Genomic DNA, 13,697 nt, shown 5'->3' with positions numbered 1-13,697 from the left:
GCTATCCCCTATTAAGTGTCACGGCGTTGATAAATAGCCGTTGAATTTGCAGGAATATTAACATACTTCATTTATACGGCACATTTCGCAAATGAACAGACAAGGCTGTATGCACCGTGGCGCATAAAAAAACGGAGCGCCCAAAGGCACTCCGTTATATAGCGAAAACGACGCTACGGGTAGGTCATTAACATCAAGGACTACTTGGTTTTCACATAGTGCTCGACTTGCTGCTTTAATTTTTGACCTGGTCGAAAGGTCACAACACGGCGGGCAGAAATAGGTATTTCTTCACCGGTTTTTGGGTTACGGCCCGGCCGTTCACGCTTATCACGCAAATCAAAGTTACCAAACCCAGACAGCTTAACCTGTTCATTTTCTCGTAAGCAGGCTCGAATCTCTTCGAAAAAAGCTTCGACCATGGTTTTTGCTTCTCGTTTAGACAGTGCCAGCTCAGTATGTAAATGCTCTGCCAGCTCTGCTTTGGTCAACGCACCCATAGGACCCTCCTTGTAGCAAACGCATTGCCAAGAACGTGATAAGCGCCGTGTCGTGGCATATTATTGTCAGCCGCGTAGCTCAGCCTCCAACTGGACACGCACTTGTGTCACGATGGAATCTACCAACTGGTTGATTTCTTCATCGTTTAGCGTGCGTGAAGGATGCTGCCAGGTCAAGCCTAACGCAATACTCTTATGGTCGTCCGCCACGCCTTTACCAGCATAGACATCAAATAGCGTAATGTCTTTTAAGTAATCACCGGCTTTTTCTTTAGCGCAATCCAGTAGAGCCTGAACGGGCACCACTTGCTTTACGATAAACGCCAGATCGCGTCGCACTTCAGGATAACGTGATAACGCTTCAAAGGCCGGGATCTGCCCTTGGCTTAACGTATCCAGGCGTACTTCAAAGAGTACCGCATCCACTTTAAGGCCCAGCTTGGCGCGCACTTGCGGGTGCAAAGTCCCAATCCAACCGGCATGCTCGCCGTTGTACTGTATTTCAGCACTCTGGCCGGGGTGAAGCGCTGGATGCTCGGCTGGCTCAAAGCGCCACGCATCAAGATTGCCACCCAAGGCTAAAAGGCTTTCAAGATCCCCTTTGAGATCGTAAAAGTCGATACGCTCTTTAGAACCTGCCCAGCCTTCCGTTTCCCGACTACCACAGACTAACGCCCCCATCATGGGAACCTGGGACAGTTGATCCAGCTCGCCATTAAATACCAGCCCCGTTTCGAACAGGCGAACACGGGTTTGCTGACGGTTTAAGTTATGCTCCATGGCCCGCACCAGCCCCGGGAAAAGACTGGCCCGCATCACTGAGAGATCCGCTGAAATGGGGTTAGCAAGCACCGGAGAGACGGCATCAGGCAATATAGCGGCCTGAAGCTCGGGAGCCACAAAGCTATAAGTAATCGCCTCCTGGAAACCACGAGCGACCATTTGGCGACGCAACTGCGCTTGGGTGAGTGTTGCTTCATCTGCAGAGCGCAGCGCTAACCGTGCAGCCGGGCGACGAACAGGCAGATTATTGTAGCCATGAATTCGGGCGATCTCTTCGATCAGGTCTTCTTCAATCGCGACATCGAAACGCCAGCTAGGCGCAACAGCCGACCAGCCTTCAGCCTGCTGACTCACCTCAAGACCCAAACGCGTCAGAATGTCGGTGACATCTTCATTGGCCAATTTCTTGGAAAGCGCACTTTCCAAACGCGCTTCACGCAGCAAAATAGTGCGAGAAGCAGGCACATGCTCTTCACTGACGCATGCAGTGACAGGGCCAGGCTGGCCGCCACAAATATCCAACAGTAAGCGTGTCGCACGCTCAATGGCCGCTGTAGCAAGCTCAGGGTCCACGCCACGCTCAAACCGGTGTGACGCATCGGTGTGCAAACCGTAAGAGCGCGCCTTACCCGCAATCGCCAGTGGTGTAAAAAATGCCGACTCCAGGAAAATCGTCTGGGTAGTTTCGTTAACCCCAGAATTCTCTCCGCCCATGACTCCCGCCATGGCAAGCGGACCCGCCTCATCGGCAATCATTAATGTTCCGGGGCGCAGGGCAACGTCTTGCCCATCCAGCAAGGTTAGCCGCTCCCCCTCTTTCGCCATGCGCACAACGATGCGACCGTTCAAATTATCGCGATCAAACGCGTGCATCGGCTGGCCAAGCTCCAGCATGACGTAATTAGTAACGTCCACCACAGGATCAATGGAACGGATACCGCTACGACGCAGACGCTCTACCATCCAAAGCGGTGTTTCCGCTTTTACATTAATGCCCTTGATGAGGCGACCCACATAGCGAGGACACTGCTCAGGTGCTTCAACGCTGACTGCAAAGGTGTCATCTATTACAGCCGCGGCAGGTTCAATGACCGGTGGCGTTACGGCTAACCGATTAAGTACGCCCACCTCACGGGCAAGCCCTTTGACACTTAAGCAATCTCCGCGGTTAGGCGTAAGATCCACCTCAATGGTCATATCATTGAGGTGCATATATTCGCGAAAATCGACGCCAACAGGCGCAGAATTAGCCAATACCAGAATACCAGGCGAGGTTTCTTCCTCAAGCCCAAGTTCCGATGCTGAACAAATCATGCCGCGTGACTCTACACCGCGCAGCTTGGCCTTCTTGATTTTGAAATCGCCTGGCAGCACGCCCCCTACCTGAGCAAAAGGAATCTTCTGGCCGATATCCACGTTTGCTGCACCGCACACCACCTGCACCGGTTCACCCGAGCCATCATTAACGGTACATACGTTTAATTTGTCGGCATCCGGGTGCTTCTCTTTGGTAAGCACCTCAGCAACGACAACGCCGCTAAACGCAGCGGCTACGGCTTCAACTGCATCGACTTCCAAGCCGGCCATCGTGATCTGATCAGCAATCGCCTGCGTGTCCAGCTGCGGTGATACCCATTCGCGCAGCCACTGTTCTGAAAATTTCATGATCGTTCCTGTGTTCGGCAGCGGTCTTAAGCGAATTGGCGCAAGAAGCGCAGGTCGTTTTCAAAGAACAGGCGCAAGTCGTTTACACCGTAACGCAGCATCGCTAAGCGCTCAGCCCCCATGCCAAAGGCAAAGCCGGTATAGCGTTCAGTATCAATACCCGAGTGGCGGAAAACTTCAGGATGTACCATGCCGCAACCCATTACTTCCAGCCAGCCACTATGCGAGCAAACACGGCAGCCTGAACCGCTGCACATAACGCATTGGATATCGACTTCAGCAGAAGGCTCGGTAAATGGAAAATACGAAGGGCGGAAGCGAACAGAAAGGTAGTCCCGCTCAAAAAACGCCTGCAGAAAGTCTTCAATCGTGCCCTTTAGGTCAGCAAAGCTAACCCCTTCGTCCACCAGCAGTCCTTCCACTTGGTGAAACATAGGCGTATGCGTCAGGTCGGAGTCGCTACGATAAACGCGTCCGGGGCACACAATCCGAATGGGCGGCTCGCTCTCTTTCATTGTGCGCACTTGAACGGGTGAAGTGTGCGTTCTTAACAGCCGCGTTGCATCAAAATAGAACGTATCCGCCATGCCGCGTGCCGGGTGATGCGCAGGAATATTGAGCGCTTCGAAATTGTGATAGTCATCTTCAATTTCTGGTCCTACCGCGACGTCATAACCGATACGCGTAAATAAGCTTTCGATACGTTCAAGCGTACGCGTAACCGGGTGCAAGCCACCACTGGCCTGCCCACGGCCCGGCAACGTAACATCGATGCGCTCAGCGGCCAACCGTGCATTCAATGCTGCGTTTTCAAGCTGCTGGCGCTTAGCGTCAATTTCATTAGCCAATGTTTGCTTTGCCTGGTTAATGCGTTCGCCAGCAGCCGGGCGCTCTTCGGCTGTTAGCTTGCCTAACCCTTTCAGCAAAGCCGTTACTTCGCCTTTTTTGCCTAAATAGCGAACTCGCAACTCATCCAGCGAAGCAACATCTTGCGAAGCCTGAATGGCATCACGTGCTTCAGACACCAGAGTAGGAAGGTGGTCCATCCGTTTCACTCCGAATTAAGCGGTTCCCTTTTATGAGGGTGTCGCACATTGAAGGTGACAAAAAAACAGGGGAAGAGCGGCTGCTCTTCCCCTGCGGGTCACACTGAAATGACCTTCGTCAATTCACGCTGGCATTTGCACAGCTATGACGTTATTGGGCAGCCTTGGCTTTTTCCACGATAGCAGCAAATGCGGCTTTTTCGTGTACAGCCAGATCAGCCAATACTTTACGGTCAATTTCGATGCCGGCTTTCTTCAAACCGCCAACAAAGCGGCTGTAAGACATACCGTTGATGCGTGCAGCAGCGTTAATACGCTGAATCCACAGCGCACGGAACTGACGCTTACGGTTGCGGCGGTCACGATAAGCATACTGACCTGCTTTGATAACGGCCTGTTTAGCTACACGGAAAACACGCGAACGGGCACCGTAGTAACCTTTAGCCTGCTTCAATACTTTTTTATGGCGACGACGGGCAACTACACCACGCTTAACACGAGTCATAACACACTCCTGACTTTATAGCTGAGGCTTTAAGCACTCAGACAAAAAAACGACTTATAGGTTTGGCAGCATGCGCTGGATCAGCGCTTTATCAGCAGCGTGAACCTGCTTCATTCCACGCAGCTGACGCTTACGCTTAGTCGATTTTTTGGTCAGGATGTGGCTACGGTGAGACTGCTTGTGCTTGAAGCCATTAGCGGTCTTTTTAAAGCGCTTTGCAGCGCCGCTGTTGCTTTTGATTTTCGGCATGAGAAAACTCCGCTCGATATTTTTTAGAAAATCCAGGGCCGACCATCACCTACGCGATGGCCCGTTGGTTTCGCCGTTGGATCACTTCTTTTTCGGGGCAAGAATCATGATCATCTGGCGGCCTTCCATTTTCGGGAAGGATTCCACCGTTCCGATCTCTTCCAGGTCTGCCGCGATCCTTTCCATCAGCTTGCGGCCGATGTCCTGGTGCGCCATTTCACGACCACGGAAGCGCAAAGTGACCTTACCCTTGTCACCACCTTCCAAAAAGCGCATCAGGTTTTTCAATTTTACCTGATAATCGCCTTCGTCGGTGCCAGGACGGAATTTAACTTCCTTAACCTGGATTTGCTTTTGCTTTTTCTTTTGAGCCGCTTTCTGCTTCTTCGTCTCAAAAACGAATTTACCGTAATCCATAATCTTACAGACAATGGGATCGGCATTCGAAATTTGCACGAGGTCTAAACCGGCAGTTTCTGCACGCTCAATCGCTTCGGTGGTAGGCACAACGCCCAACTGCTCACCTTCAGCATCGATTAAACGCACTTCTTCTTCGGTAATTCGCTCGTTCATTGGTGGGCGTTTGTCTGCTGGACGCCCGCGCTGATTGCTTCGCTTGATCGTTCCGTCTCCTTAGGCAATTGACGATGTCGCCAGGGCTGCTCGCTCCGCACCAAGACGCTCGATAAGTGCATCGACTGTCATTGTGCCGAGGTTTTCGCCGCTGCGAGTTCGCACGGCCACTGAGTCAGCTTCGACTTCCTTATCTCCCACCACAAGGAGATAGGGAATTTTCTGTAACGTATGCTCACGGATTTTAAAGCCGATCTTCTCGTTCCTCAAGTCCGCTTTAGCTCGTAAGCCACTTTTTTGCAGACGTTGCTCTAATTCAAGAGCGTAATCACGCTGCGCATCGGTGATTGTCATCACTACCGCCTGCTGAGGTGCCAACCATAATGGCATAGCGCCCGCATAATGTTCAATCAAGATACCAATGAAGCGCTCCATTGAGCCTACTATAGCACGGTGCAACATGACCGGCGGCTTACGTTCGCCCTCTTCAGTCACATATTGAGCACCTAAACGCTCGGGCATCATGAAATCAACCTGCATGGTGCCCACCTGCCACTCGCGCCCCAAGCAATCTTTCATATGGTATTCAATCTTGGGGCCATAGAACGCACCTTCACCAGGGAGCTCCTGCCATTCGACATCACACGCTTTTAACGCGCGACGCAACGCATCTTCCGCCTCATCCCAAACGTCATCACTACCAATTCTTTTCTCAGGGCGAAGCGCAATTTTAATGGCAATATCTTCAAACCCAAAATCGGTATAGACCTTAAGCGCCTGGCGATGAAAGCTGGTGACCTCGGGCTCAACCTGGGCTTCGGTGCAAAACACATGACCATCATCTTGAGTAAACGCACGAACACGCATAATGCCATGCAAAGCGCCAGAGGGCTCGTTACGATGACAACCACCAAACTCACCAAAGCGAACCGGAAGCTCACGGTAGCTACGCAACCCGGAATTAAACACCTGCACATGGCCAGGGCAATTCATGGGCTTGAGAGCATACTCGCGCTTCTCGGATTCGGTAAAGAACATACCGTCCGCGTAATTATCCCAATGTCCTGATTTTTTCCACAACGATACGTCCATTATTTGCGGGCAGCGAATTTCCTGGTAACCGCCGTCTTTATAAACGCCTCGCATATACTGTTCGATCTGCTGCCATAACGCCCAACCGTTCGGATGCCAAAACACCATCCCTGGCGCCTCTTCCTGCATATGGAAGAGATCAAGACGGCGCGCAAGCTTACGGTGATCGCGTTTTTCAGCCTCTTCAAGCCGCTTCAAGTACGCTTTCAGCTGCTTTTTATCGCCCCAGGCAGTGCCATAAATACGCGTCAGCATGGGATTTGAAGCATCCCCGCGCCAATAGGCGCCGGCAAGCTTCGTCAACTTAAACGCTTTTAGATGGCGGGTATTAGGCACATGAGGGCCACGGCACATATCCGTGTACTCTTCATGATGATAAAGCCGGATATCCGCACCGTCAGGAATATCGTGAATAATTTCCTGTTTATACGTTTCATCACGCTGAGAAAACGTCGACATTGCTTTATCGCGATCAACATATTCACGGACAACATCGTACTCGCGCTCTATTAGCGCTTGCATACGTTTTTCAATTGCCTCTAAATCTTCTGGCGTAATTGAACGACCAAAGTCGACATCATAATAAAAGCCGTTATCAATGACCGGCCCAATCGCCATTTTAGCGTCCGGGTAAAGCTGCTTTACCGCATGACCAATCAAATGCGCGCAGGAGTGACGAATGATCTCCACGCCGTCTGGGTCACGCGCAGTAATAATCGCTACGTTTGCATCGTGCTCGATAACATCTGCAGCATCGACTAAAACGCCATCTATCCGCCCTGCAACGCAGGCCTTAGCCAAACCAGGGCCAATGGATTCTGCAAGCTGCATAATGGAAAGTGGTGCTTCAAATGTTCTTTGGCTACCGTCAGGTAGTGTCACAATGGGCATTCAGTATTCCTTGAGCGCAGTGGTGATCCATACCAAGGATCACATTTCGCTATCAATGATCGTGGCGTTTAATAAGTGATACAACGTTATACAAGCGCGTAGCCTAACAGACTTGAGCGCCGCAGAAAATAAAAACGGGAGGCATACGCCTCCCGTCGATACGCACAGTAAATGTGCGGCACATCCAGCAAAAGCACTACACGTTTAGCGCCCAAGCAGTCTGCGTATTAGTTCCACTCGTCAATTTCAACACGGCGGTTCAGTGCGCGACCTTCATCAGTCTCGTTCGTAGCGATCGGATTCTCTTCACCGTAACCAACAGCACGCATGCGGTTAGCTTCTACGCCACGCTGAGCAAGATAAGCAGTCACAGATTCAGCACGACGCTGAGATAAGCCTTTGTTATAAGCAGCTGTACCACGTGAATCGGTATAACCATCGATGCTTACACGCACATCGGGGTTATTAACCAGACGCTCAGCAACACCGTTCAGGATGTTACGGGCATTATCGGTCAACTGAGCAGAATCAAACTCGAAGTTAACGTCTTGAAGAACAACGCTATCTGGGCAACCCAGCGCGTTTACTTCGGTGCCAGCTGGCGTATTGGGGCACTGGTCACGGTAATCCGGCACGCCGTCACCGTCGGAGTCTAGCGGGCAACCTACTGCGTCTACTTCTACACCAGCGGGGGTACCCGGACACTGGTCACGATAGTCCGGCACGCCGTCATTATCGGAGTCCAGCGGACAACCTTGCGCATCAACGGCAACACCAGCAGGCACTTCACCGTATGTCGGGCACTGCGGAGCTACCGGCTCAGGCGTACGATCAGCACACAGCAGGCCACCGATTGCAGCGCCAGCGACAGCACCCGTTGCCGCACCGCTATCTTCATCAGAAGAGCTGCTAGTGGCATAGCCGATGCTACCGCCAATCAAACTTCCCGCCAGACCGCAAACAGCAGGGTGCTGATACCAGCTACGGTCACTGCTGCTAGCACCAGCTTGGCCAGAAGATTGATTAGCGGAAGTGGCACAGCCTGAAAGGCCCACTACCAAGGCGGAACCGATTAGCAACCCAGTCGTTGACTTTTTCATACAAGACTCCTTCTTGATCCAATGCTGACTTAGCCGTATAGCCAAATCTATCCAATGCTTCTTATTGCGAGAGCATCCATTTTTCGCTTGTTCAATTTTAACCACGCGGGCGTTCCCCTGCCTGAATTGAACAATCTGCCTATTATTACGCTTTAACCATTGAAGGCAACAATGCCGACATATCAACTTCTTGCCAACATCGACATATCAAGCATAGCAAAACTGCCACATCCGGCACCAAAAAAACATATTGCCGCACTAAAATAAACCAAACTTACTTCTTATTTTCGCCTTTATACAGCTCAGGTCCACCTTGTGCACGCCATTTTATAACGGCTTCTGCAGCAGCCAGAACCGCGGGCTTCATATCACGCTCAACTTCCAAACGCTGCTTATCTTCGCTCATGCGCTCACGGGGCGTTAAATTGGCACGAGCAGAGTGCGTTTTAAGATGCTGCGTCCGGTTATAAACCTCAGAAAAGGCTTTAAAATCAGGATGCTCTGCAAGATTGGCATCAACAATTTCAAGCAGCACCTTACAGCGCCATGAACCTTCGGTAATGTCTACCTGCCCTTGGACCAATGCACTTGTTACATAATCCAAATTTTCAAGGCTATTTTGCTGGGCCCTTAAATCTTCATCCAAGCGGAATGCTTCACGGCGTTTTACCTCTTTGCGCAGTTTAAGCGCGTACATGGATAAAGCCGCAATGACAGCAAGCGCTAATGTAAGCGCCATCAGTGCGCTGACCGAATTCATAATGCTCTCCGTCGTACATCAAAAAACTAAACAGGAATTATACATCATTTTAAATTTGAACTCTTATCTTCTATCGCTCGCCCAAGCACACGCACCACCAAGCCCGCACCATGCCAATCACGAGTAAAACGGCCCCTGCAGTATGCGCAAGTGCCAACCACAAAGGCAACCACATCAACACGTTGGCTATGCCAAGTACAACCTGCAGCGCATAGACCCCAATAACAAATACAAGCGCCCGAGCGACACTTGGGTTGTGGCGATATCGATACCAAAGCATCAGGAGTGACACACCCAGCAACAGCGCCCCTAGCCGATGCATATAGTGAATCGCGACCCGAGCTTCTGCATGCAGCTGTCCATGCAGGTAATTGGGGCCAACCGTTTGAGTCAGATGGAAACCTTCACTAAGATCCATGGTTGGCCACCACTGGCCATTACAAGCAGGGAACCCTTGGCAAGCCATACCTGAATAGTTACTTGTTACCCAGCCCCCCAAACCAAGCTGCAAAATCAATAGCACGGCGGCTAAACCCCAAAAAACATTAAAGCAGTTTGCTCCCATGACCTTTTTCTCAGAAATACTGGTTAGCCTGAGATGCAGCCAGAAAAAGAGCAGCAATACGCTTAGCCCGCCCAGCAAATGTAAAGTAACCACTTGAGGCCAAAGCTTGAGGGTCACGGTAAATGCACCAAAGCCCCCTTGTATAATGATAGCGGCAACTAGAAGCACGCTAATGCACCAAGGGTAATGGCGAGTATTGCGAAGTGGCCAGCCAAGCACTAAAACGCTTAGAACCAATATTCCGAGAAGAGTAGCTACATAACGATGCACCATTTCCACCCAGGCTTTTGCAACATCCAGGGGGGCATCGGGATGGCGTAGAGCAGCATGCTCACCATCAGGAACGAGCAAGCGACCATAGCAACCAGGCCAATCCGGGCAACCTAACCCCGCGTCCACTAAACGCGTCCAGGCACCGACCAAGATAACGACAATAGTCAGCAGCGTTCCCAATAACGTTAAGCGTGAAAGCCATACCAAGCGGCGCTCTGTCGATGAGTGCATCATGTATCCTTACATTTTCGTCGGCAGTATCCCTATCGGCTATTAAAGACCTCTTCGATACAAGCCAATCTATCCATGGTTACCTTATATTAGCAGCTAGATAAGGGCTAACTTGTCTCAAGAGCCCCCCCCCGGCTTTTCCTCCAAGCCTATCGTCAACCAACGAAATACCCTCACACCCCATACAGTATTATCGCTCTATATCAGTGTAGACATTTATTTTTAAACGGTTATTCGTACGCACAACACAAAAGACGATTTACAACCCGCTGACATGAGCCCTATAGTCACTGCTACAATTCCGTATTCTTTTCATTAATCCAACGTAATACAGGGAATAATTTTATGCTGCAATATCGTCTCACCACCGGGATAGTGGCTTTTCTGGCGTTAATAGCAATGGCGTCGCTAGCGGGATGCACGACGTATACCTGGCCAGACGGCTCAAAAGAAACCGTACTTGGCGTTGTGCCGGACGATGAAAATAAACGCTATGAAGAGCAGCAAGCAGAAAGTGTCAGATACCGCGTACCAGGTGAAATTCCAGAAACTCAGTAGCACCGTTAGCACTAGCCCTCTTCTTATCCTTGTTGCAAGGCCTTAACGCTAATCATAACTTGGAAGAATCTAAACTTAAGAGTTTGCTATCTGTAAGCCTTAAAGCAATGAATAATGCTTAGCCATGACCTTGAGCAGGCCTTGAGTCGCTTTATTTTTCAAGCTCGTTGGCTATTTGCATGACTAGCTGACAAAAAAGTGGCGGTTAGGCCTTATATTAGCGGGCGCCAGAAGCGATAAGGATTTTTTCGATATCCTGATAGTTAGCACCGCTTGCATGCTGCAGTGGCGTCACGCCGTTACCATCCGCCAAGTTAACATTAGCGCCTGCCTCAACTAACAACTCTACGATTTTCCGATGGTGGGCCTGCCCATCGCCCAAGATGATTGCCTCCAGCAGCGCGGTCCAATGAAGATTGTTAACGTGATCTACGTCAACCCCTGCCTCAATCAAAGTTCGTACCGTCTCAACATGCCTGCGCTCCGCGGCTGGGATAAGCGCCGTCCCGCCGTAATGGTTAGTGCTTTTCAGGTCAGCTCCATGCGTCAGCGTCATCCTGAGGATCTCCAAATGACAGCGCGCACCTGCATAGAGATAGGGGCTGTCGAGGATGTTGTCCTTCGCATTGACATCAGCCCCAGACTCGATGAGGACCCTGGCCGCTTCGACTGCGTTGGTGCGGGAGGCTATTAACAACGCTGTCGCACCACTGCTATTATGCGCGTCTATTTCCGCACCCTCCGCCAAGAGTCGAGTGACAAGGGAAGCATCATTTTGTTTAGCCGCATTATGCAATTGCGTTTCGTCCATGGCTTTACTTGCCGTGATGAATGGAAAGACTGCTAACAACAATGCAACAGTTCCTACAAAAAAAGTACGTAAATACATGAAGGGGTCCCCCGCTTAGTTTATTGGTAACAAATGCCAACGATGGACAACATTCCAACCTTGCAAATTGCAGGGGCTCCTTTAGCATAGAATACTTTTTTTGAAAGGCGATCAGGCTGGCAGCAGCCCATCTGCATCGGCAACTTACGTTAGTACAAAAGGGTTATTTCTCCAATAACTAAAAAGGAATTCCTTGGTCGCACGCGACGGTGCGACCAAGGCACTATTAAAGGCTGACAATTCGGGTCCATATACCGGACCACGTAAAGCTTTCACCTCCACTGTCTTTGGTCGCGAGACCGCCGGCCTTGCTGAGTTCATCGCCTCCCAGCCTTCTAATTTAGTGCCGAAGAAACCTACTATGCATCGAAGAGCAGAATCAATTGTGTATTGAAAAAGCCATACCTGTCGCTCTGCCTCCAGTGCTCAGCTTTAGCCTAGTACTACTGTGTCATAAATAGACATGTTATCAATACGTATTGTGTCCTCTGTATAGCGATTTCGCATTATGGTAAACGACGCACTTCACGACCGCTTCGAGACGTATCTTGATGAGCTAGCGCCTCGCCTGGGCCATGCTGATCGGGTGCAAGGTTTTCAGGATTACTGTCGTGGCTTGATGCTGCCGCTGAAACGCAAGAGTATCGAGCCCATCGCCGCCAGTGTCGATCCGTATAACGTTCAGGCCTGTCATCAGTCGCTGCATCACCTGGTGGCTCGCTCTGGATGGTCTGACCGAGGGATGCTTAATGGCGTGGCGCAGCAGGTGCTACCCTACTTGCTTCCCCCCGATACGACGCCTTTCTGGATTATCGATGACACCGGTATTCGCAAGAAAGGACGGCATTCGGTGGGCGTTAGCCGCCAATACTGCGGTGAGATTGGTAAACAGGACAATTGTCAGGTCGCCGTTAGCCTATCGGTGGCGACCGAACAGGCCAGCCTGCCGGTCGCATGGCGGCTTTATTTGCCCACATCATGGACAAACGATCCGGCGCGCTGTCGCCGCGCTGGCGTGCTAGAAGAGGTCGACTTTGCCACCAAACCGGAGATTGTCCTTCAGCAGGTGCGCGAGACACTGGAGGCCGGTATCACGCCCGGTATCGTGCTGGCAGATGCGGCTTACGGCAAAGTGACGCCCTGGCGAGAACAGCTTGCAAAATGGGGCTTGAGTTATTGCGTTGACGTGCCGGAGGGTATCAGTGTCTGGCCGCCTGGCAGTGAGCCTCTGCCTCCGAAGTGGTCCGGCCAGGGGCGACCGCCGACACGATGGCAGCAGACCACGGAGCATCACCCAGTGTCGGCACAAGCACTGGCCAAGTCGCTGGATGCCAATGCCTATCAGGCTATCACCTGGCGGGAAGGTACCAACAAGCCGTTGTGCTCCCGGTTTACCGCTGTCCGAGTGCGTGTGGCGCGCGGCCAGCAGAAGCGCGAACCGGAGTGGTTGCTGATCGAATGGCCCCAAAGCGACGCCGCGCCAGCGAAGTATTGGTTAAGCAATCTGCCGGAAGATACGTCACTGACCACTCTGGTGGCGACAGCGAAAGGACGCTGGCGCATCGAACGAGATTATCAGGAACTCAAGCAGGAGTTTGGACTGAAGCATTACGAGGGGCGCAACTGACGGGGGTTTCACCACCACGTCACTCTGTGTACGGTCGCATACGGTTTTCTGGTCATGGAGCGCCTACGTTGTGGGGATCAAAAAAAAATCAGCCCCTGCCAGGCAGTTGCCGTATCCGAAGGCTACTGGGCGCGGGGTCATAAAACGCGCACAACGCCACGTGGTTAACTCCATCGCCACCCTGCGATGGGAGCTAAATCAGGCGATCATGATAGCGCTGGGTAGTCGATCACGATGTTTATGACACAGTAGTACTAGTGCAAACGCATTGAAATCTCGCTGGGAGACATTCCACACTTTTCTAGCGCACACAAAAAACCCAGCCGGTTGGCTGGGTTTTCTGCGGTATAAGTGCCTGACGATGACCTACTCTCGCATGGGGAGACCCCA

Annotated in this window: 12 protein-coding genes and 1 pseudogene; 2 read left to right on the top strand and 11 right to left on the bottom strand. The window is 51.4% G+C overall.

The window, feature by feature from the left end; translation table 11 throughout:
* Nucleotides 1–200: 200 nt before the first annotated feature.
* The 10 genes from ACT3T6_RS13945 to ACT3T6_RS13900 all read right to left on the bottom strand — a co-directional run bounded on the left by ACT3T6_RS13945 (nucleotide 201) and on the right by ACT3T6_RS13900 (nucleotide 10,233).
* Nucleotides 201–500, bottom strand: coding sequence for an integration host factor subunit alpha (locus ACT3T6_RS13945; protein ID WP_087111483.1), 300 nt, complete (start codon nucleotides 498–500; stop codon nucleotides 201–203).
* Between the two features lie 66 nt (nucleotides 501–566).
* A complete protein-coding gene (gene pheT, locus ACT3T6_RS13940; protein WP_193054552.1) occupies nucleotides 567–2,948 on the bottom strand; it encodes a phenylalanine--tRNA ligase subunit beta in 2,382 nt (793 codons plus the stop codon).
* A gap of 26 nt (nucleotides 2,949–2,974) precedes the next feature.
* Complete coding sequence (pheS, locus tag ACT3T6_RS13935) at nucleotides 2,975–3,994, bottom strand: phenylalanine--tRNA ligase subunit alpha (protein ID WP_193054551.1); 1,020 nt, start codon at nucleotides 3,992–3,994, stop codon at nucleotides 2,975–2,977.
* Nucleotides 3,995–4,145: 151 nt separating this feature from the next.
* Nucleotides 4,146–4,499 (bottom strand): 50S ribosomal protein L20, encoded by a 354-nt coding sequence (rplT, locus tag ACT3T6_RS13930; protein WP_018916261.1) that lies wholly within the window; start codon nucleotides 4,497–4,499, stop codon nucleotides 4,146–4,148.
* A 54-nt stretch (nucleotides 4,500–4,553) separates the two neighbouring features.
* Nucleotides 4,554–4,748, bottom strand: coding sequence for a 50S ribosomal protein L35 (rpmI, locus tag ACT3T6_RS13925; protein ID WP_087111489.1), 195 nt, complete (start codon nucleotides 4,746–4,748; stop codon nucleotides 4,554–4,556).
* Between the two features lie 81 nt (nucleotides 4,749–4,829).
* On the bottom strand, nucleotides 4,830–5,321 hold the full coding sequence (gene infC / locus ACT3T6_RS13920; protein ID WP_193054550.1) for a translation initiation factor IF-3: 492 nt from the start codon (nucleotides 5,319–5,321) through the stop codon (nucleotides 4,830–4,832).
* Between the two features lie 60 nt (nucleotides 5,322–5,381).
* A complete protein-coding gene (thrS, locus tag ACT3T6_RS13915) occupies nucleotides 5,382–7,304 on the bottom strand; it encodes a threonine--tRNA ligase (RefSeq protein WP_172118808.1) in 1,923 nt (640 codons plus the stop codon).
* Nucleotides 7,305–7,531: 227 nt separating this feature from the next.
* The gene (locus ACT3T6_RS13910) at nucleotides 7,532–8,404 is read right to left on the bottom strand and encodes an OmpA family protein (protein ID WP_172118809.1); all 873 of its coding nucleotides are present in this window, start codon (nucleotides 8,402–8,404) and stop codon (nucleotides 7,532–7,534) included.
* Between the two features lie 274 nt (nucleotides 8,405–8,678).
* Entirely contained in the window at nucleotides 8,679–9,164 is a 486-nt protein-coding gene (locus ACT3T6_RS13905; protein WP_172118810.1) for a DUF2489 domain-containing protein, read from the bottom strand.
* A 70-nt stretch (nucleotides 9,165–9,234) separates the two neighbouring features.
* The gene (locus ACT3T6_RS13900) at nucleotides 9,235–10,233 is read right to left on the bottom strand and encodes a COX15/CtaA family protein (protein WP_172118811.1); all 999 of its coding nucleotides are present in this window, start codon (nucleotides 10,231–10,233) and stop codon (nucleotides 9,235–9,237) included.
* Nucleotides 10,234–10,578: 345 nt separating this feature from the next.
* Between ACT3T6_RS13900 and ACT3T6_RS13895 the strand changes: the two genes are divergently transcribed.
* Nucleotides 10,579–10,791, top strand: coding sequence for a hypothetical protein (locus ACT3T6_RS13895; RefSeq protein WP_172118812.1), 213 nt, complete (start codon nucleotides 10,579–10,581; stop codon nucleotides 10,789–10,791).
* Nucleotides 10,792–11,008: 217 nt separating this feature from the next.
* Here ACT3T6_RS13895 and ACT3T6_RS13890 read toward each other — a convergent pair whose 3' ends face one another.
* Nucleotides 11,009–11,680 (bottom strand): ankyrin repeat domain-containing protein, encoded by a 672-nt coding sequence (locus ACT3T6_RS13890; RefSeq protein ID WP_193054549.1) that lies wholly within the window; start codon nucleotides 11,678–11,680, stop codon nucleotides 11,009–11,011.
* Between the two features lie 508 nt (nucleotides 11,681–12,188).
* On the opposite strand from ACT3T6_RS13890, the pseudogene ACT3T6_RS13885 reads away from it, so the two are divergent.
* A pseudogene (locus ACT3T6_RS13885) lies at nucleotides 12,189–13,475 on the top strand (IS701 family transposase).
* Nucleotides 13,476–13,697: the final 222 nt, after the last annotated feature.

Origin of the sequence: Halomonas sp. 72 (assembly GCF_052379785.1) — a bacterium.
Taxonomy (GTDB): Bacteria; Pseudomonadota; Gammaproteobacteria; order Pseudomonadales; family Halomonadaceae; genus Vreelandella; species Vreelandella citrativorans.
Note: the sequence above shows the minus strand (reverse complement) of the source record. Positions and strands in the feature narration are given on the sequence as shown.